Here is a 19,251-nt window from a genome sequence, read left to right on the forward strand (position 1 = left end):
AACGACAGGGGTCAATCCAGAAATTGCAGTTTTGTGGCAAATGATCCAGGAAGTGGCCCCAGAAGCGGGATTCAGCGGCCTCACGGCACCAACATAGGACAAGACAAAACCAGGCGAAGCGAGCCTCAACCGGCGAATCGCGCATGACCCGATTCGGACGCGCCCGCTGCCAACGCTCCCACACGCAAAAGCGTAGTGATAGTGGATCCTGACCTCCGTCAGGATGACAGGGAGAGCTGTGTGCGATCCTGGAACAGCGTTGGCCGCTCCGGTCCTAGTCTGAACGGTTGCCCGGAGCAGACCGGACCTGGAGACAACCGTACCGTCTAGGCCCCAGCCTGCGCCGGGGTACGGACCAAGGGGCAGACGCAGGTGCTGCAAAGTTCACCCATCTCGCGTATCCTGCCCGCATGACCGATCTCGCCACCTTCGTCGCCGGCCTGCCCAAGGCCGAACTGCATCTTCATATCGAGGGTTCGCTCGAACCCGAGCAGATGTTCGCCTTCGCACAGCGGAACGGCGTCACGATTCCTTACCCAGATGTGGACGCCGTGCGGGCCGCCTATGCGTTCGGGAACCTCCAGGATTTCCTCGACATCTACTATGCCGGCGCGGACGTGCTGCGGACCGAGGCGGACTTTCGCGAGCTGGCCGGTGCCTATTTCGCGCGGTGCGCCGCGGATCATGTGGTCCATACCGAAATCTTCTTCGATCCGCAGACGCATACCGCGCGCGGTATCCCGATCGGCACGGTGATCGCGGGACTGCTGGCCGGGATGGCCGATGCGGAGGCCGAGCACGGCATCTCGTCACGGCTCATCCTCTGCTTCCTCCGTCACCTGGACGAGGCGGACGCCTTCGCCACGCTGGACGCCGCCCGCCCCTGGCTTGACCGGATCGCCGCGGTCGGGCTCGACTCGTCGGAGCAGGGCCATCCCCCGTCGAAATTCGCGCGCGTCTTCGCCGCTGCGGCGGAACTCGGCCTGAAGCGGGTCGCGCATGCCGGCGAGGAAGGCCCGCCGGCCTATGTCACGGAGGCGCTCGACCTGCTGCATGTCGATCGGCTCGACCATGGCAACCGTTCGCTGGAGGATCCGCTGCTCGTCGCCCGGCTGGCGCGGACGGGGATGACGCTGACCGTCTGCCCGCTGTCGAACCTGAAGCTGTGCGTCGTGCCCGATATCGACGCGCATCCGATCGACCGGATGCTCCGGCTCGGCCTGCGCGCGACGATCAATTCGGACGATCCCGCCTATTTTGGCGGCTATGTGAACGATAATTTTTATGCGGTCGCGGCCTCCGGGCGCCTGACGCGCGACGATTTCGTCACGCTGGCGCGCAACAGTTTTCTGGGGTCATTCCTGCCCGATGCGGACGTGGCCCGCCATCTGGCGGCGATCGACGCCTATGTTGCCGCGCATCCCTAAGCCCGTATCGCCCTGGGAACCGACCGCCATGCCAACCTTCTCCTCGATATCGCACGATGCGTTCCTTGCCGCGATCGACACGCTCGCCACCACGCTGGCGGCCGACGACTGGCAGCCGGATCATCTGGTCGGCATCGGCCGCGGCGGCCTGGTTCCTGGCACGTTCCTGTCGCACGCCACCGGGGTGCCGCTGCTGACGATCGATCTGTCCGCTGGCGTCGCGGACTTCGGCGATGCGCTGGTCGATCGGCTGGCGGCGCGGACGGCGGACGGCGCGCGCCTGCTGTTCGTCGACGATATCAACGACAGCGGCGCGACGATCGCCCGGCTGCGGGAGCGGACGGTGGCGGCCGGCGCCATCCCAGCCAATATCCGTTTCGCGGTCCTGATCGACAATATCCGTTCCACCGCCACGGTCGAATATCGCCACCGCCGAATCGATCGTAGCGTGAACAAGGACTGGTTCGTCTTCCCATGGGAGGCGGTCGCCCCGCAGGCGCGCCTTGCCGCCGATGCCAATGCGGTGCCCGGCCGGATCGCGTGACAGGCGGCCGCGGATTGCCGCCCGACTTCCGGTCCGTCCCGCGATGGCCTATTGCGCGGCCCACCATGTCGATCCTTGCCACCCATGCCGCCGATCTGGCGGGCCTTGCCGATCGTGGACGCGCGCGCCGGCTGATCGCGCGGTCCGGCACAGACCTGTCGTCCAACGACTATCTCGGGCTTGCCGCTTCGCCCGTCCTGACGCGGGCCGTCGCCGATGCGCTCGCCCGCGGCGTGCCGGTCGGCTCCGGCGGATCGCGCCTGCTGCGCGGCAATCACCCCGAACATGAGGCGCTGGAGGCGGAGGCCGCGGCCTTCTTCGGGTCGGAACAGGCGCTGTATCTGTCGAGCGGATATGCCGCCAACGTCGCGCTGTTCGCGACGCTGCCGCAACGGGGCGACCTGGTCGTTCACGACGCGCTGATCCACGCCAGCGCACATGAAGGGATGCGTCTCGGCCGGGCCGAGGTCCGCGCCGCCGCGCATAACGACACCGGCGCGGTCGCAGAGACGATCACCGCGTGGCGTCGCGCGGGCGGCACCGGTCGCGTCTGGATCGCGGTCGAAAGCCTCTACAGCATGGACGGCGACCGCGCGCCGCTGGCCGACCTCGCCAGGTTGGCCGACACCCACGACGCCTTCCTGCTGATCGACGAGGCGCACGCCACCGGCGTGTTCGGCCGCGGCGGACGCGGGCTGGCGGACGGGATCGACGGGCGCGACAATGTCGTCGTGCTGCGGACCTGCGGAAAGGCGCTCGGCTGCGAAGGGGCGCTGGTCTGCGCACCCGCGATCGTCTGCGACTTCCTCGTCAACCGGGCGCGCGGGTTCATCTTTTCCACCGCCCCCTCCCCGCTGATGGCCGCCGCCGCCCGCGCCGCGCTCCGCCTGCTGGCCGACGAACCCGAACGCCGCGTCCGCCTCGCCGCGCTGGTGGCGGAGGCGGGCCGGTTGCTCGAACCATTCGGCGCGACGGTCACCGGATCGCAGATCCTGCCGCTGGTGCTCGGCGAAGATGTCCGCACGATGCAGGTCGCGGGCCGGCTCCAGGCCGCCGGGTTCGACGTCCGCGGCATCCGCCCGCCGACCGTCCCCGCCGGCACCGCGCGGCTCCGCCTGTCGATCACCGCCAATATCGATGCGGACGATCTGGCGGCACTGGCGGCGGCACTTCCGGCGGCGCTGGCATGAGCGCGATCGTCGTCACCGGCACCGATACCGGCATTGGCAAGACGGTGTTCGCCGCCGCGCTCGCCGGTGCGCTCGGTGCGCGGTACTGGAAACCGGTCCAGGCCGGGCTCGACGAGGCAGGCGACAGCGCCACCGTCGCCACGCTCTCCGGCCTGCCCGCCCCCCGCATCCTGCCCGAGGCGTACCGGCTCAACACCCCCTGCTCGCCCCACCGGGCGGCGGAACTGGACGGCGTCGCGATCGATCCGGAACGGCTGGCGTTGCCGACGGTCGCGGGGCCGCTGGTGGTCGAGGGTGCCGGCGGCGTGCTGGTCCCGCTCACCCGCACCCTGCTCTATGCCGATCTGTTCGCCCGCTGGGCCACACCCGTCATTCTGGTGGCCCGCACCGAACTAGGTACGATCAACCATAGCCTGCTGTCGATCGAGGCCTTGCGCGCACGCGGCGTGCCCGTCCTGGGCATCGCCTTCGTCGGGTCGGGCAATGCCGACAGCGAGGCGACGATCTGCGCCATCGGCGGCGTACGCCGGCTGGGGCGGCTGCCGATCCTGCCGGTGCTCGACCGCGAAACGCTTGCAGCCGCGTTCGCTGCCAATTTCGCTATCGCCGACTTCGAACCGAAGGGCCAACCCGTTCACCGTCATCCTGACGGACGTCAGGATCCGTTGTCACGCCGCACGGATCAGCCGTGACCGGCGTGCCGACAACGCCCGGCGTTCGCCCGTCCGCCGCCACCGGAAAGCACAACCGCCAAGGACCCCCGCAATGACCTCCCCCGTCTGGCACCCCTTCACCCAGCACGGCCTCGGCGCTCCGATCCCGACGGTCGTCCGCACCGAAGGGGCCGCGCTCCACACCGCGGACGGCCGGCGCGTGGTGGATGCGATCTCTTCCTGGTGGGTCACGACGCACGGCCACAGCCACCCGCGCATCATGGCGGCCATCGCCGAACAGGCGGCCACCATGGACCAGATCATCTTCGCCGGCTGGACCCACGAACCGGCCGAACGACTCGCCCGCGATCTGGTCGCGATTATGCCCGAGGAACTGTCGCACGTCTTCTACAGCGACAGCGGGTCGACCGCGGTCGAGGTCGCGCTGAAGATGGCGCTTGGCTACTGGGCCAATATCGGCGCGCCCCGCCACCGCATCCTGATGCTGGAACATAGCTATCATGGCGACACGATCGGCACGATGTCGGTCGGTGCGCGCGGCGTGTTCAACCGCGCCTATGCGCCGCTGCTGTTCGATGTCGGCACGGTGCCCTTCCCGGAACCCGACGCGCATCAGGCGACGCTCGACGCGCTGGACAGGCTGTGCGGCGGCCCCGAACCCGCCGCCGCGTTCATCGTCGAACCGCTAGTCCTGGGTGCTGGCGGCATGAAGCTCTATCCACCCGCGCTGCTGGCCGAAATGCAGAGGATCTGTGCGCATCACGGCGTGCTGTTCATCGCGGACGAGGTCATGACCGGCTGGGGCCGCACCGGCACGCTGCTCGCCTGCGAACAGGCCAGCATCGTCCCCGACATCCTGTGCCTGTCGAAGGGACTGACCGGCGGCGCGGTCCCGCTGGCTGTCACGCTGGCGACCGACGCGATCTTCGACGCGCATCTGTCGGACGATCGCGCGCGCATGTTCTTCCATTCGTCCAGCTACACCGCCAACCCGATCGCCTGCGCCGCTGCGGTCGCCAATCTGGGGATCTGGCGCGACGAACCGGTCCGCGCCCGCATCGCCGACCTGGGCGCGCGCCAGCAGGCCCGGCTCGATCGGATCGCCACCCATCCCGCAATCCGCAACCCCCGCCGCCTCGGCACGATCGCCGCGTTCGAGATCACGCAGACCGCGGGCGCGGACCACGAAGGCTATCTCTCCGCGATCGGCCCGGCGCTGATGGCACATGCCGGCACGCACGACGTCCTGCTCCGCCCGCTGGGCGACACGGTCTACGTCATGCCGCCCTACTGCATCGGCGATGCCGATCTGGACGCGGTGTACGGCACGGTAACGAGCTTCCTGGAGGGTCGCCGTTCGTAACGACGTCCCACGCCGCGGACCCTGGATTCCGGACACCCCCAACCCGTTTGGTTCGAGCCTGTCGAGAATCCTGCGCCAGGGCTCGAACCAAAGGGGGTCGGAATGAGGTTCAGACCCGGACTATCCCCAACACCCGTCCATCCCGAGCGCAGTCGAGGGACCCCTTCGAGCGAAGCCGAGAAGCACGAAGTTCGGACACCCGGCTACGCTCGGGACGAACGGATCAACGAGGACGCACCCGAAACCCTCACCCCCGCCGGTGCATCCCCGCCGCCACGCGGCGCGCCCGCCGCTTGTACCACCAGACCATCACCCCGGTGGCCGACAGCATCGCGACCGCCAGCCCCAGCAGCACCGCCAGCACGCGCGTCGCAACACCGCCCACCCGGCCGGCGTGGATCGGCAACTGCACCCGTTCCACCACGTCGCCCGCGCTGCCGCCGGTCGCGGTCTGCACCGACACCACGGCCGCCGTCGCGCGGTCGACATAGACCCACGCCTGCCCCACGCCGGCCGCTTCCTGCTGCCCGAACGACACGCCGTACAGCCCGATCTCCGGCCCCAGGAACAGGCCTGACGTCCGTGTCGCGATCCCCGCCGCCATGGCCGCGCGGGTCGCGGCGGCCAGCGCGCGATCGAACGACACCGACGGCACCTCCGCCGCGGCGGCCGTCCGCCCCTCCCACGGATGCGGCGATAGCGGCGAGACGCGTGCCACCACCGGCTCGAACACCTCGGCCGACAGCGTCAGCGCGACCCCGCTGACCGCCATCGCGATCATCAGCCCCCACGCCCACAGCCCGCCGGCGCGGTGCAGGTCGTAGGTCCGCCGTTCCGCCCGGACATGCCGTTTCAGGACCCAGGCGCGCCGCCACTGCCCCCAGCGCAGGCTGCGGGGAAGGGTCAGCCAGAACCCCGTAAGTCCGTGGACCAGCCACGCCAGCGCGACGATGCCCAGCAGGATCGCCCCCACCCGCCCCGGCAGGAACAGCGAACTGTGCAGCGTATGGACGAACGGCAGCGCGGTCGCCCGGGTCAGCGTCCACCCGCCATAGCGCCGCCGCCCGTTGATCGCCCCCGTCGCCGGATCGACGAACATCTGGTCATAGTCGCGCACCGCCGCCGCCCCCGTCACCGGGTCGGGCTTCCAGTCGACCCACACGTCGAGCGCCCCCGCCGTCCCGATCGGGATCCATCGCGCGGTAACGCGTGCGTCCGCCGCCGTTACCCGGTCCGCGATCGTCTGCGGCGACAGCGCGGGACCCGGCGTCGTATGCCACAAGCCGGGGTTCAGCCACGCATCCAGTTCGCGCTCATATACCAGCGCACTGCCGGTCAGCCCCAGCAGGACGAGCCACCCGGCCAGCGCCAGCCCGACATAGCGGTGCAGCCGCACGAAAAAGCCGCGAACACCGGGACCACCACGGGTCATGCGTCGGAACTTCGGGTCAGATCGGGGCGCCTCAGAACCGGCGCGTCAACGTCGCGATCACCTGCCGCGACTGACCGAAGAAGCAGCCGATATCGCTGTTGCAGCGCCCGGCATAGCGTTTGTCGAACAGGTTCGTCCCGTTCACCGCGACCCGCCAGTCGCCCAGATCGTAGCGCAGCACCGCGTCGAACAGCGTCGACCGCCCGGTATCATACACCGTCGCCACGAACGGCCCGGGCAACGCCCCCGGACTGTTCGACAGGTAGCGTACGCCGCCACCCAGCCCCAAGCCGGCCAGCGCCCCGTCGCGGAACGAATAGTCGACGAACGCCGACGCCTTGTGCTTGGGCTGCGCGAACAGCCGCGCGCCGACCTGTCCGTCCACGTTGCTGCGCGTCACCCGCGCATCGGCATAGGTATAGGATGCGTTGATGCTCAGCCGGTCGCGGATCCGCGTCACCGCCTCCAGCTCGACCCCCTCGACCGTCGCCTGGCCCGTCTGGACGTTGAACATGGCGTTGGTCGGGTCCGGCGTCACGACATCATTCTGCCGCAGGCGGTAGACCGCGGCAGTCGCGAACAGTTTCACGTCGGACGGCAGCCCCCGCGCATCATATTTCAGGCCTGCTTCCCACTGCTTCCCCGTCGTGGGCTGGAACGTGCGCCCGTCCATCCCCGCGCCCACGACCGGCTGGAACGACGTGGCGTAGCTGACATAAGGCGCGAGCCCCGAGTCCGCGACATAGGACCCGCCCACCCTGTAGCTGAACTTGTCCTGCTTCGCGTTCGACGCGCGCCGGTAATCCGCCGTCCGGGTCCAGTCCTGCCGCCCGGACAGCGTCAGCACGAACCGGTTATATTTCAGCTGGTCCTGCACATAGATGCCGGTCTGGCGCAGCCGCTGGTCGGTCTGGAGCGTCAGGTCGGGCGTCACGATCGCCGCCTGGCCGTACACCGGCGAGAACAGGTCGATCGACGATGCCGGGCCGAAGCCGAACGCCGACGCCTCGCGGTAATTGCGATAATCCAGGCCCAGCAACAGGCTGTGCTGCACCGGCCCGGTCCAGCGCGTCGCCTCCAGCCGGCTGTCCACCGCGAACTGCGCGACATCGTCCTGATAGGGGAAGTTCGACCGCGTCACGGTGCGGTTGTCCGCGCCCAGACCGCTGGCATAGATCGTCCGCTGGTCCTCATGATATTCCGACCAGCGCGCATTCTGTGTGAACCGCGCGTCCGTCCCGAAATCATGGACCAGTTCGTACCCGGCCGAAAACTGTTCGCGCCGGTAACTGTTATAATCCGGCTCGCCCAGGTTCACGCTGCGCGGCACGTCGCCCGCCGGATTGTCGCGCAACACGCCCAGCACCGGCAGGAACCCGTTCGTGTCGCCGTCGATGCGGTCATACTGATAATGCCCCAGCCCGGTCAGCACCGTGTCCGGCCCGATATCCACCGCCAGCGCCGGCGCGACGTAGGCGCGCTTGGCGTGGACGAAATCGGTCTGACTGTCGCGATCGCGGTATAGCCCGGTCACCCGCGCGCGCAGCCCGTCCGTCACCGTGCCGGTCAGCGTGCCGGCCGCCTGCTTGAAATCGTCGTTGCCGTATTTGACCTGCAATTCGCCACCGAACGCCGCGTCCGGCCGCCGGCTGGTCAGGTTGTACAACCCGCCCGGCGGGTTCGTGCCGTACAGCACCGACGCCGGACCCTTCAGCACCTCCAGCGACTGGAACCCGTACAGATCGATCCCGATATTGGTGATCGACGCGCTCACCGGCGCCTGCAACCCGTCGATATACTGCACCGGCACGAAGCCGCGCACCGTCAGGAAATCATAGCGCAGGTCCGGCCCGTAATTCTCGCCGGTGATGCCCGCGGTGTAGCGAACCGCCTGCTGCACATCGATGAAGTTCAGCAGGTCGATCTGGTCGCGCGTCACGACAGATATCGATTGCGGCACCTCGATCAGCGGCGCGTTTGTCTTGGTGCCCACGCTGGTCGTCACGGGTACGAAGTTCGGCGCGATCACGACCACGCTGTCCGCCGCTTCGCCACCCACTTCGCCAGCGGCCCCGGTCGTCTGCGCCGACAGCGGGGCGGCAAGGAGTGTCGTGGCAAGCACGATCGCGGCAAGACGGGTTCTCATTCCCGCCCCCTGCTCGTGTTGCGAATGAAGATCAATAGCGGTTAGCGGCAAAAACCGTTGCGCCAAGCGGGGTGACGCATCGCTGCAACATTGGTAGGTCGACGCGCATGATCCTCGTCATCGACAATTACGACAGCTTCACCTGGAACCTCGTCCACTATCTCCAGGAACTGGGGGCGGAGGTGGAGGTGGTCCGCAACGACGCGATCGGCGCGGGCCAGGCGATCGGCACCGGCGCGGACGCGTTCCTGATCTCCCCCGGCCCCTGCACGCCGAACGAGGCGGGCGTCTCGCTCGACCTCGTCGCCGCGGCGGCGGACGCGGGCAAGCCGCTGCTCGGCGTCTGCCTCGGCCACCAGGCGATCGGTCAGTATTTCGGCGGTCGCGTGGTCCGCGCGGGGCAACTGATGCACGGCAAGACGTCCCCGATCGACCATGACGGCAGTGGCCTGTTCGCGGACCTGCCCACGCCCTTCATCGCCACCCGCTACCACTCGCTGGTGGTGGAGGACGTGCCCGACACGCTGACCGTCAACGCGCGCACCGCCGACGGCGTCGTCATGGGCTTTGCCCACCCCACGCTGCCGATCCACAGCGTGCAGTTCCACCCCGAAAGCATCGCCACCGAACATGGCCACGCCATGCTCGCCAACTTCATGCGGATCGCCGGCATCCCCGTGCGCGAACGGCCATGACGACCGTCGCGCTGCTCCCCGATACCGACAGCCCGCTTGACCACGCCACCGCACTCGCCGCATTCGGCGACATGCTCGACGGTCGCGTGCCCGATGCACAGGCCGCCGCCTTCCTCACCGGGCTCACCGTCCGCGAGGAAACCGCGATCGAGATCGCCGCCGCCGCCCAGGCCCTGCGCGAACGCATGATCCCGGTCTCGGCGCCCGCCAACGCGATCGACGTCTGCGGCACCGGCGGCGACGGCAGCCACAGCCTCAACGTGTCCACCGCGGTCGCGATCGTCGTCGCGGCCTGCGGCATCCCCGTCGCCAAACACGGCAACCGCGCCGCCTCGTCCAGCGCCGGTGCGGCCGACACGCTGGAGGCACTCGGTCTCGATCTCGACCGCGCCTCCGCGATCGCGGAGGAGACGCTCGACACGATCGGCATCGCCTTCCTGTTCGCGCAGAAGCATCACCCGGCGCTCGGCCGGCTCGCCCCCGTCCGCCGCGCGATCGGCCGCCGCACGATCTTCAACCTGATCGGCCCGATCGCCAACCCGGCGCGTGTCCGCCGCCAGCTGATCGGTGTCGCCCGACCGGACTTTCTGCCGACCTATGCCGCCGCGCTCCGCCTGATCGGCGTCGACAGCGCGATGATGGTAGCGGGCGACGAGCCGCTCGACGAACTGTCGGTCTGCGCACCCTCCACCGCGATCCGCATCGGTGCCTGCGGCGACCGGACCGAACGGATCACCCCGGCCGACGCCGGCCTGCCGACCTATGGCCCGGACGACTTGCGCGGCGGCGACCCGGCCTACAACGCCGCCGCGCTCACCACGCTGCTGGCCGGCGCGCCCGGCGCCTATCGCGACGCCGTGCTGCTCAACACCGCCGGCGCGCTGATCGTCGCGGATGCCGCGTCCGACTGGACCGAAGGCGCCGCCCTTGCCGCCGACGCGATCGATAGCGGCCGCGCCGCCACCCTCCTCTCCCGCTGGATCGCCGCCTGATGTCCGACCGCCTCCGCGAAATCTGCGCCACCACCCGCACCCATGTCGCCGCGATGAAGGCCGCGCTGCCGCCGTCCGAACTCGCCGCCCGCATCGCCGCCGCCACGCCGCCTCGCGGCTTCCGCGCCGCGCTCGACGCAAAGGTCGCGGCCGGCGGCTACGGCCTGATCGCGGAGATCAAGAAGGCCTCCCCCTCCAAGGGCCTCATCCGCGAGGATTTCGATCCGCCCGCCCACGCGCGCGCCTATGCCGCCGGCGGGGCCGCCTGCCTCTCGGTCCTGACCGACCGGCCGTATTTCCAGGGCGACGACGTGTACCTCGTCGCCGCCCGCGCCGCCGTGACGATCCCCGCGCTCCGCAAGGACTTCATGGTCGATCCGTGGCAGGTGGCCGAAGCGCGCGCGCTGGGTGCCGACGCCATTCTCATCATCGTCGCCGCACTCGACGACGCGCAGATGACCGAGATTGAGTCCGCCGCGATCGACCACGGCATGGACGTGCTGGTCGAGGTCCACGACCGCACCGAACTCGACCGCGCGCTTGCGCTGCGGAGCCGGCTGATCGGCGTCAACAACCGCGACCTGCGCGACTTCTCGGTCGATCTGGCGCGGACCGAGGAACTGGCCGGCCTTGTGCCCGCCGGCACCACGCTCGTAGCCGAAAGCGGCATCACCGGTCCGGCCGACGTTGCCCGGCTGGCCGCGCACGGCATCCGCTGCTTCCTCGTCGGCGAAACGCTCATGCGCCATGCCGACGTCGAATCGGCGACCCGCGCGTTGCTGACGGCATGACCACGCTCACCCACCTCGACGACCGCGGCGCCGCCCGCATGGTCGACGTCACCGCAAAGCCCGACACCCGCCGCTCGGCCACGGCCAGCGGCCACATCGCGATCGCGCCCGCCGCGCTCGCCGCAATCCGCGACGGCGCGGTGGCGAAGGGCGACGTCCTGGCCGTCGCGCGCATCGCCGGCATCATGGCCGCCAAGCGCGCGTCCGACCTCATCCCGCTCTGTCACCCGCTCCCGATCGGCGGCGTCACGATCGACCTGGAACTGGCCGACGCGGGCATCACCGTCACTGCCACCGTCGTCACCACCCACGGCACCGGCGTGGAGATGGAAGCGATGACCGCCGTCTCGGTCGCCCTCCTGACGATCTACGACATGGCGAAAGCCCTCGACCGCGCCATGACCATCGGCCAGGTCCGGCTGCTCGCCAAATCCGGCGGCCGCTCCGGCGACTGGCACGCGGCGTGAAATCGCTCTCCAATTCCTCCATTCGGTTCGAGCGTGTCGAGAACGGGCCACCCTCCACCACCCCGTTTGGTTCGAGCCTGTCGAGAACCGTGTGCAGGGTTCTCGCCAGCCTCGAACCAGACGGGGTGGCTGAAGCATGACCCTCCTCCCCGTCCCCGAAGCCCTCGCGCGGCTACTCGCGCTGGCCCCCGCGCTGGAGACCGAACAGGCGCCGCTCCTCGCGGCACTCGACCGCACGCTGGCCGCCCCAATCCACGCCACCCGCACGCAACCGGCCGCCGACCTGTCCGCTATGGACGGCTACGCGCTCCGCTTCGCCGAACTGCGCCAGCCGCTGACCGTCACGGGCGAGGCCGCCGCCGGTGTCGCCCCCTTCGCCATCGCACCGGGTCACGCCGCGCGGATCTTCACCGGCGGGGCCGTGCCGGACGGCGCCGACGTTGTCCTGATCCAGGAGGAAGCGATCCGCGACGGCGACCGGTTGACACTCGGTGGCGAAGGCCCACCCGCCCCCGGCGCGCACATCCGGCGAAAGGGGTCGGACTTCACGACCGGCGATCTGCTGCTGCCGGCCGGAACCGTCGTTACCCCCGCGGTCGTGGCCCTGGCGGCGGCCGCCGGCCACGCCCTGCTGCCCGTCTTGCGCCGGCCACGGATCGTCATCCTGTCGACCGGCGACGAACTGGTTCCGCCCGGTACGCCCGCGACCGGCATCCAGCTTCCCTCGTCCAACGCACCGATGCTCGCCGCCCTCCTCGCCCGCCTGCCGGTCGAGGTGCAGGACCGCGGCATCGTTCGCGACGACCTGCCCACACTCACCGCCGCCTTCCGCGATGCCGCGGCCTGGGCGGACATCATCGTCACCACCGGCGGCGCCTCGGTCGGCGATCACGACCTCGTCCGCCCGGCGCTGGTCGCCGCCGGTGCGGAGATAGATTTCTGGCGGCTCGCGCTGAAACCCGGCAAGCCGCTGATGGCCGGGCATATCGGCGCGACGGTCGCGCTCGGCCTGCCCGGCAATCCGATCTCGGCCTATGTCACGGCGCTTCTGTTCCTGCTGCCGCTCGCCGCCCGGCTTGCCGGCGCGGATCATCTGCTCCCTCCGCCGGAAACGATGCCGCTCGCCACGCCGCTGCCCGCCACCGGCCCGCGCCGCGAATATGTCCGCGCCGCGGACCGCGAGGGGGCCGCCTGCCCGTTGACCGGTCAGGACAGCGCCGCCCTCCGCCGGCTGCCGGAGGCCGCTGTGCTGGTCCTGCGCGATGCCCACAGCCCGCCCGCGGTGGCCGGCGCGATGGTGACGGTCGTTCGCATCGCTTGACAGGGGTCGATCCTGTTCCTACACGTTCCCCGTTCGTTCCTTCGAAGGGGTCCAGCAATGCTCACGCGCAAGCAGCATGAGTTGCTCAGTTTTATCAGCGACCGTCTCGGCGAAACCGGCGTGTCGCCCTCGTTCGAGGAAATGAAGGAGGCGCTCGACCTGAAATCCAAGTCCGGCGTCCACCGGCTGGTCAGTGCGCTGGAAGAACGCAATTTCATCCGCCGCCTGCCCAACCGCGCCCGCGCGCTGGAAGTGATGCGCCTGCCCGAAGGCATGAAGCCGCTCGCGGCCGCGCCGCGCAGCCCGGCGATCGTCGCGCCCCGTGCGCCGATGCCGATTCTGGCCGCCGCCAACGACGTGCTCGACATCCCGCTGCACGGCCGCATCGCCGCCGGCCTTCCGATCGAGGCGATCGAGGGGCAGAGCATGTTGTCCGTCCCTGCCGCCCTGCTCGGCCCCGGCGAACATTATGCCCTGGAAGTGTCCGGCGATTCGATGGTCGAGGCGGGCATCCTCGACGGCGACTACGCCCTTGTCCGCCGGCAGGAGGAGGCGCGCGAAGGCGACATCGTCGTGGCCCTCGTCCACGAACATGAAGCGACGCTGAAATATTGGCGCCATGAAGGCGAACTCGTCCGCCTCGACCCCGCCAACCGCGCCCACGACCCGCAACGCTACGCCCCCGACGAAGTCCGCGTCCAGGGCCGCCTGGCCGGCCTGCTCCGGCGCTACTGACCCTGCTGCATCAGCCCGGAATGGTATTCGGGACCTGTTGCGCTGCCCCTTGACGGGGACCCATCAAACAACATCGCGCAACGAAGCCCTCTCCCGCCTTCGCGGGAAAGGGTGGGGTGAGGGTCTGCTGACCTTCTACCTTCCGCAATCGAAAACTATCGCCCATCATCAGAAACCAAGTCCGGCGTCCGGCGTCAACAACGCTCACTGTCCCGCCTCCTCGCCAGCAGTCCGCGTGACCCGCGCCGACAGCCCGCCGCCCCGCATTTTGCGCGAATGAAGCGCATCACCCGGCCTGAACTGTCGATCACGCCGCCCGTACCTCGTCCGCACCACCGCCACCGGCACCCAGGGATGCGCATCCCCCGCCCGCCGCACCGTCCGTACCTTCGCCGCGGTCAGGTCGATCGCCAGCCCCCCGGTCCGGGCCAGCAGCCCGCGATCCGCGCGGATCCAGCGCGGCGTGCAGCTTCGCGGCAGATACCGGTCGCTGACCACGATATCGGCCGCGGCGCACGCCCGGTTCATCTCGGCGATGGCGACCAGATAGGCGCTCCGCGTCGCCAGCAGCCGCCAAGTCCGCCCGCCACGCACGATATCGGCCACGCACAGGTCCGCGCTGCACGCCCCGCCCGCCACGCTCTCGAATTCGCCTGCCTCCGCGCTCACCCCGGCATTCTCGCCCAGCAGCCCGCGGACATAGTCCCCCGCCCGCGGCCGCAGCAGCGCCAGCGATCCGTCCCGCCCACGCAACGCCAGATGCCGCCCGTCGCCCGTCACCAGCAGGTCGGGTGCCGGTGTCGCCAGCGCCCATGTCGCCCCGACTGCCAGCGGCACCAGCCCCAGCCGCCGCCACCGCGTCCGCCACAGCGCGATCCACAGCCCGCCCGCCACCATCGCCGCATAGGCCCCGTCCGGCATTGCGGGCAGCGCCTGCACCGATCCCGGCGCCACCGCGACCGCGCGCGACAGCCACAGCAGCCCGTCCGTCGCCATCCCCGCGATCCACCATGCCGGCCGCCCCAGCCCCGCGGTATCGAGCAGCAAGGCCATCGCCTCCGCCGGCATGATGACGAAGGTGGTCAGCGGGATCGCGACGATGTTCGCCGCCGCCCCGTACAGCCCGGCCTTGTGGAAATGATATAGCGCGATCGGCATCAGTGCGATCTCCACCACCACGCCCGTCGCCAGCAGCATTGCCAGCGCGCGGCCCCAGCGGCGCACCATTCCCGCCTCGTTGGCGGCGGACAGTCGCCGTGCGAGCGGCCATTCCGCGAACGCCACGATCGCGGTGACCGCGGCGAAACTCAGCTGGGAACTCGCCCCCGTCACCGCCTCCGGCCACAATGCCAGCACGAATAGCGCGCCCGCCGCCACCAGCCGCAGCGTCACCGCCTCCCGCCCGATCGCGATCCCCGCCAGCACCAGGATCGCGGCCACGCAGGACCGGATCGTCGGCACTTCCGCCCCGGTCAGCAACGTGTACCCCACCCCCATGCCCGCGCCGCACCCCGCCGCGATCAGCGGCAGCGGAAACCGCAGCGCGGCCCACGGACTGAACGCCAGCAGCCGCAGCACGATCAGCATCGTCGTCGCCACCACCGCGGTCACGTGCAGCCCGCTGACCGACAGCAGATGTGCCAGCCCGCTGCGCCGCATTGCCTCCGCCTCCGCCAGCGGCAGAGCGCCCTGGTCGCCGGTCGCCAGCGCGGTCGCGAAACCGCCCGCCGCACCCGGCAGCCGCGCCTGGATATGCGCCGACAGCCGCGCCCGCGTCGCGGCCAGCCCGTCATGCGTGACCGGGGCGGCCTGCACCACGCGGATGCCGGGCAGCGCCTTGCCCGTAGCACCGATCCGCTGGAACCAGGCGACCCGCGCAAAGGCATAGCCGCCCGGCACCGCCGCATCGGCCGGCGGCATCAACCGCGCGCGCAGCGCCAGCCGCGCCCCCGGTGCCAGCCCCGCCGGCACGTCCGCGTCGGCGATGTTCACCCGCACCCGCGGCGGCAACAACGCATCCGGCATCACGTCGGGGGCCAGCATGACCCGCACCAGCGCGCGCGCCGGCAGCGGATCGACCGAGAGGACCCGCGCCGTCATCGTCGCCACCGTCGTCCGCGCCAGCACCGGCGCCGCGACCCGTTCTGCCCGCAGCCAGATCAGCGCACAGCCGATCGCGCAGAGCCCAGCGAACACTGCCATCCCCCGCGCCGCACGCCCGCCGCCCGGCACCGCCAGCGCGGCCAGCGCTGTCCCGCCCGCCAGCAGCAGGAACACCGTCCACGCGCCCGCATCCGGCAACAGGAACCACGCCGTGATCCCGCAGGCCAGCGCGACGGGGCACCACAGCACCAGCTGGTCGCGCTCCGCCTCCAGCCACCGTTCGACGGACATGACGATCCGTGCGCCGGCTCGCCCCGCCGCACCCCCTCCCCCCTCTTTGAGCCGCCACCCCCGCATGCTAGGGGCGTGGCCGAACCGACTGGCCATGCGCCGATCCTTGGAGAAAGCGCGCATGGACGCAAGTGCCGATACTGCCCCAGAGACCACGCCCTCCGAAATGATCGTGACGCGGTTCGCCCCGTCGCCCACCGGCTTCCTGCACATTGGTGGCGCGCGCACGGCGCTGTTCAACTGGCTGCTCGCGCGCCGTGCCGGCGGGCGTTTCCTGCTGCGGATCGAGGACACCGACCGCGCCCGATCGACCCAGCCGGCGATCGACGCCATCCTGGACGGCATGCGCTGGCTCGGGCTCGACTGGGACGGTGAACCGGTGTTCCAGTTCCAGCGCGCCGCGCGCCATGCGGAAGTCGCGCAGGCGATGCTCGACCAAGGCCATGCCTACAAATGCTTCGCCACGCCGGAGGAACTGGAGGCGATGCGCGCCGACCAGAAGGCCCGCAAGCAGCCGCTGCGCTATGACGGCCGCTGGCGCGATCGTGATCCGGCGGAGGCACCCGACGGTGCACCCTTCGTCGTCCGGCTGCGCGCCGAAATCAGTGGCGCGACCACGATCCACGACCGGGTCCAGGGCGACGTGACCGTCCAGAATGCGGAACTGGACGACATGGTCCTGCTCCGGTCGGACGGGACGCCCACCTACATGCTGGCCGTGGTGGTGGACGATCACGACATGGGCGTGACCCACGTGGTGCGCGGCGACGATCATCTCAACAACGCCTTCCGCCAGCTCGGCATCGTGCGGGCGATGGGGTGGGCCGAGCCGGTCTATGCCCATATCCCGCTGATCCACGGGCCGGACGGGGCCAAGCTGTCCAAGCGCCACGGCGCGCTCGGGGTCGAGGCTTACCGCGACGAACTCGGCATCCTGCCCGAAGCGCTCGACAACTACCTGCTCCGGCTCGGCTGGGGCCATGGTGACACCGACATCATCGACCGCGCGGCCGCGACGCAGCTGTTCGACCTGGCCGATGTCGGCCGCTCGCCGTCGCGCACCGACATCAAGAAGCTGGAAAATCTGAACGGCCATTATATCCGCGAGGCGGACGACGCGCGCCTGACCGACCTCGTCGCGCCGCGCGTCGCCGCGTTGATCGGGCGCGATCTGACCGAATCTGACCGCGAATTGCTGCTCCGCGGCATGGCGGAATTGAAGCCACGGGCGCGGGATTTGAACGATCTGGCCGATGGCGCATTGTTTCTGTTCCGCACCCGCCCACTTGCGATGGATGACAAGGCGCAAGCCCTGCTCCAAGGTGAGGCACCGGTCCTGCTCGCGACGATCGCGGCGGAACTGGCGGGTGTGGCGACATGGGACGTGGCCGGTGTGGAGGCCGCGCTCCGGGTCGTCGCCGAACGGGCGGGACTGGGTCTCGGGAAGGTCGCGCAGCCGCTTCGTGCGGCGCTGACCGGTCGGACCACGTCGCCCGGCATCTTCGACGTGCTGGCGCTGCTGGGCCGGGACGAAACGCTGGCCCGCATCGGCGATCGCACTGCGACCGCCGCCTAGGATTGAACAGGAGGAATAGCTTATGGCCGACACGGCAAAATTTGAACTGGGCGGCAAGGGTTTCGAATATCCCGTCCTGTCCGGCTCCACCGGCCCGGACGTCGTTGATATCCGCAAGCTGTACGCGCAGACCGGCGCGTTCACCTACGACCCCGGCTTCACGTCGACCGCCAGTTGCGAATCGTCGATCACCTATATCGACGGCGATGCCGGCATCCTGCTGCACCGCGGTTATCCGATCGACCAGCTGGCCGAACAGTCGACCTTCATGGAGGTCGCCTATCTGCTGCTGAACGGCGAACTGCCCGAGGGCACGACGCTGGAGGAGTTCAAGACGACCATCACGCGCCACACCATGGTGAACGAGCAGCTCGCGACCTTCTTCCGCGGGTTCCGCCGCGATGCGCATCCCATGGCGATCCTGTGCGGCGTCGTCGGCGCGCTCAGTGCCTTCTACCACGACTCCACCGACATCACCGACCCGCAGCAGCGCATGATCGCCAGCCACCGGCTGATCGCCAAGATGCCGACGATCGCGGCGATGGCGTATAAATATTCGGTGGGGCAGCCCTTCGTCTATCCGCGCAACGACCTGAGCTACACCGCGAACTTCCTGCGCATGACCTTCTCGGTCCCGGCGGAGGAATATGAGGTCGATCCGGTCGTCGAGGCGGCGATGGACAAGATCTTCATCCTTCACGCCGATCATGAACAGAATGCGTCCACCTCGACCGTCCGGCTCGCCGGGTCGTCGGGTGCCAATCCGTTCGCCTGCATCGCGGCCGGCATCGCCTGCCTCTGGGGTCCCGCGCATGGCGGCGCCAACGAAGCGGCGCTCAACATGCTGCGTGAAATCGGCACGCCGGATCGTATTCCGGAATATATCGCCCGCGCCAAGAACAAGGACGATCCGTTCCGCCTGATGGGTTTCGGCCACCGCGTGTACAAGAATTTCGATCCACGCGCGAAGGTGTTGTCCAAGGCGGCGGGCGAGGTTCTGGCCAAGCTCGGCAAGAACGATCCGGTGCTCGACACCGCGCGCGAACTGGAACGGATCGCGCTCGAGGATCCCTACTTCATCGACAAGAAGCTGTACCCGAACGTCGATTTCTATTCGGGCGTCATCCTGTCGGCGATCGGTTTTCCGACGACGATGTTCACCGTTCTCTTCGCACTTGCCCGCACCACCGGCTGGGTCGCGCAGTGGAACGAGATGATCGCAGACCCGGAGCAGAAGATCGGCCGCCCGCGCCAGCTCTACACCGGTGCGACGCAACGCGACTACATCCCCGTCGCCGATCGCTGATCCTTGCTCTCCCTCCCCTGGATTGACGGGGGAGGGAGAATTTGGCGACAACCGCTCGCGGGTTTACACGAAGCGTGCAGCGCGCGTGACACGGTGAACCTGCCCACCGCGATACCAGGCTTCCGGCCGATGACGATCTTGTGGGGGAGCGGCAGTCCCCGCCGCGTGCTGCATCGCAGATCATCAGATTATGCGATG

Annotated in this window: 16 protein-coding genes; 13 read left to right on the top strand and 3 right to left on the bottom strand. The window is 69.5% G+C overall.

From position 1 onward, the window contains the following. Window positions 1-410: 410 nt before the first annotated feature. From BKY59_RS09690 to BKY59_RS09710, 5 genes are all read left to right on the top strand, one after another. Window positions 411-1,427: an adenosine deaminase gene (locus BKY59_RS09690; protein ID WP_076071037.1), complete on the top strand. Its 1,017-nt coding sequence runs from the start codon at window positions 411-413 to the stop codon at window positions 1,425-1,427. 28 nt (window positions 1,428-1,455) lie between these two features. Next, window positions 1,456-1,971: a phosphoribosyltransferase gene (locus tag BKY59_RS09695; protein ID WP_076071039.1), complete on the top strand. Its 516-nt coding sequence runs from the start codon at window positions 1,456-1,458 to the stop codon at window positions 1,969-1,971. 65 nt (window positions 1,972-2,036) lie between these two features. After that, a complete protein-coding gene (locus BKY59_RS09700; RefSeq protein WP_076071041.1) occupies window positions 2,037-3,161 on the top strand; it encodes an 8-amino-7-oxononanoate synthase in 1,125 nt (374 codons plus the stop codon). Next, window positions 3,158-3,853 carry a dethiobiotin synthase gene (bioD, locus tag BKY59_RS09705; RefSeq protein WP_083672035.1) on the top strand — a complete coding sequence of 232 codons (696 nt, stop codon included), beginning with the start codon at window positions 3,158-3,160 and terminating at the stop codon, window positions 3,851-3,853. Before BKY59_RS09700 ends, bioD begins: the two co-directional genes overlap by 4 nt. 73 nt (window positions 3,854-3,926) lie before the next feature. Next, window positions 3,927-5,198 carry an adenosylmethionine--8-amino-7-oxononanoate transaminase gene (locus BKY59_RS09710; protein WP_076071043.1) on the top strand — a complete coding sequence of 424 codons (1,272 nt, stop codon included), beginning with the start codon at window positions 3,927-3,929 and terminating at the stop codon, window positions 5,196-5,198. A gap of 247 nt (window positions 5,199-5,445) precedes the next feature. On the opposite strand, the gene BKY59_RS09715 is transcribed toward BKY59_RS09710, so the two are convergent. Together BKY59_RS09715 and BKY59_RS09720 are read right to left on the bottom strand one after the other, a co-directional pair. Then, complete coding sequence (locus BKY59_RS09715; RefSeq protein WP_076071046.1) at window positions 5,446-6,630, bottom strand: PepSY-associated TM helix domain-containing protein; 1,185 nt, start codon at window positions 6,628-6,630, stop codon at window positions 5,446-5,448. Between the two features lie 31 nt (window positions 6,631-6,661). Continuing rightward, window positions 6,662-8,776 carry a TonB-dependent siderophore receptor gene (locus BKY59_RS09720; RefSeq protein WP_076071048.1) on the bottom strand — a complete coding sequence of 705 codons (2,115 nt, stop codon included), beginning with the start codon at window positions 8,774-8,776 and terminating at the stop codon, window positions 6,662-6,664. A gap of 107 nt (window positions 8,777-8,883) precedes the next feature. On the opposite strand from BKY59_RS09720, the gene BKY59_RS09725 reads away from it, so the two are divergent. From BKY59_RS09725 to lexA, 6 genes are all read left to right on the top strand, one after another. Further along, on the top strand, window positions 8,884-9,471 hold the full coding sequence (locus BKY59_RS09725; protein ID WP_076071050.1) for an anthranilate synthase component II: 588 nt from the start codon (window positions 8,884-8,886) through the stop codon (window positions 9,469-9,471). Further along, complete coding sequence (gene trpD / locus BKY59_RS09730) at window positions 9,468-10,463, top strand: anthranilate phosphoribosyltransferase (RefSeq protein WP_076071052.1); 996 nt, start codon at window positions 9,468-9,470, stop codon at window positions 10,461-10,463. Before BKY59_RS09725 ends, trpD begins: the two co-directional genes overlap by 4 nt. After that, complete coding sequence (trpC, locus tag BKY59_RS09735) at window positions 10,463-11,254, top strand: indole-3-glycerol phosphate synthase TrpC (protein WP_076071054.1); 792 nt, start codon at window positions 10,463-10,465, stop codon at window positions 11,252-11,254. Before trpD ends, trpC begins: the two co-directional genes overlap by 1 nt. Then, entirely contained in the window at window positions 11,251-11,721 is a 471-nt protein-coding gene (gene moaC, locus BKY59_RS09740; protein ID WP_076071056.1) for a cyclic pyranopterin monophosphate synthase MoaC, read from the top strand. The genes trpC and moaC overlap by 4 nt, the downstream gene beginning before the upstream one ends. Before the next feature lie 136 nt (window positions 11,722-11,857). Beyond that, window positions 11,858-13,042, top strand: coding sequence for a molybdopterin molybdotransferase MoeA (locus tag BKY59_RS09745; RefSeq protein WP_076071057.1), 1,185 nt, complete (start codon window positions 11,858-11,860; stop codon window positions 13,040-13,042). Window positions 13,043-13,099: 57 nt separating this feature from the next. Beyond that, window positions 13,100-13,777 carry a transcriptional repressor LexA gene (gene lexA, locus BKY59_RS09750; protein ID WP_076071059.1) on the top strand — a complete coding sequence of 226 codons (678 nt, stop codon included), beginning with the start codon at window positions 13,100-13,102 and terminating at the stop codon, window positions 13,775-13,777. 204 nt (window positions 13,778-13,981) lie between these two features. Here the strand turns inward: lexA and BKY59_RS09755 are convergent, their stop codons facing one another. Further along, on the bottom strand, window positions 13,982-16,171 hold the full coding sequence (locus BKY59_RS09755; RefSeq protein ID WP_076071061.1) for a ComEC/Rec2 family competence protein: 2,190 nt from the start codon (window positions 16,169-16,171) through the stop codon (window positions 13,982-13,984). A 121-nt stretch (window positions 16,172-16,292) separates the two neighbouring features. Here BKY59_RS09755 and gltX point away from each other — a divergent pair, with 121 nt between their 5' ends. Continuing rightward, the gene (gene gltX / locus BKY59_RS09760; protein ID WP_076071063.1) at window positions 16,293-17,747 is read left to right on the top strand and encodes a glutamate--tRNA ligase; all 1,455 of its coding nucleotides are present in this window, start codon (window positions 16,293-16,295) and stop codon (window positions 17,745-17,747) included. A gap of 22 nt (window positions 17,748-17,769) precedes the next feature. Then, window positions 17,770-19,053: a citrate synthase gene (locus BKY59_RS09765; protein ID WP_076071064.1), complete on the top strand. Its 1,284-nt coding sequence runs from the start codon at window positions 17,770-17,772 to the stop codon at window positions 19,051-19,053. Window positions 19,054-19,251 lie beyond the last annotated feature (198 nt).

The sequence above is a fragment of the Sphingomonas montana genome (assembly GCF_001956315.1).
In the GTDB taxonomy this organism is placed as follows: Bacteria; Pseudomonadota; Alphaproteobacteria; order Sphingomonadales; family Sphingomonadaceae; genus Sphingomonas_R; species Sphingomonas_R montana.

Coding starts and splice junctions, on each gene's coding strand:
- BKY59_RS09755 (WP_076071061.1), bottom strand. CDS start 16,171: ATGTCCGTCGAACGGTGGCTGGAGGCGGAGCGCGACCAGCTGGTGCTG.
- trpD (WP_076071052.1), top strand. CDS start 9,468: ATGACGACCGTCGCGCTGCTCCCCGATACCGACAGCCCGCTTGACCAC.
- BKY59_RS09715 (WP_076071046.1), bottom strand. CDS start 6,630: ATGACCCGTGGTGGTCCCGGTGTTCGCGGCTTTTTCGTGCGGCTGCAC.
- BKY59_RS09695 (WP_076071039.1), top strand. CDS start 1,456: ATGCCAACCTTCTCCTCGATATCGCACGATGCGTTCCTTGCCGCGATC.
- BKY59_RS09710 (WP_076071043.1), top strand. CDS start 3,927: ATGACCTCCCCCGTCTGGCACCCCTTCACCCAGCACGGCCTCGGCGCT.
- BKY59_RS09765 (WP_076071064.1), top strand. CDS start 17,770: ATGGCCGACACGGCAAAATTTGAACTGGGCGGCAAGGGTTTCGAATAT.
- moaC (WP_076071056.1), top strand. CDS start 11,251: ATGACCACGCTCACCCACCTCGACGACCGCGGCGCCGCCCGCATGGTC.
- trpC (WP_076071054.1), top strand. CDS start 10,463: ATGTCCGACCGCCTCCGCGAAATCTGCGCCACCACCCGCACCCATGTC.
- gltX (WP_076071063.1), top strand. CDS start 16,293: ATGGACGCAAGTGCCGATACTGCCCCAGAGACCACGCCCTCCGAAATG.
- BKY59_RS09690 (WP_076071037.1), top strand. CDS start 411: ATGACCGATCTCGCCACCTTCGTCGCCGGCCTGCCCAAGGCCGAACTG.
- BKY59_RS09725 (WP_076071050.1), top strand. CDS start 8,884: ATGATCCTCGTCATCGACAATTACGACAGCTTCACCTGGAACCTCGTC.
- lexA (WP_076071059.1), top strand. CDS start 13,100: ATGCTCACGCGCAAGCAGCATGAGTTGCTCAGTTTTATCAGCGACCGT.
- BKY59_RS09720 (WP_076071048.1), bottom strand. CDS start 8,776: ATGAGAACCCGTCTTGCCGCGATCGTGCTTGCCACGACACTCCTTGCC.
- bioD (WP_083672035.1), top strand. CDS start 3,158: ATGAGCGCGATCGTCGTCACCGGCACCGATACCGGCATTGGCAAGACG.
- BKY59_RS09700 (WP_076071041.1), top strand. CDS start 2,037: ATGTCGATCCTTGCCACCCATGCCGCCGATCTGGCGGGCCTTGCCGAT.
- BKY59_RS09745 (WP_076071057.1), top strand. CDS start 11,858: ATGACCCTCCTCCCCGTCCCCGAAGCCCTCGCGCGGCTACTCGCGCTG.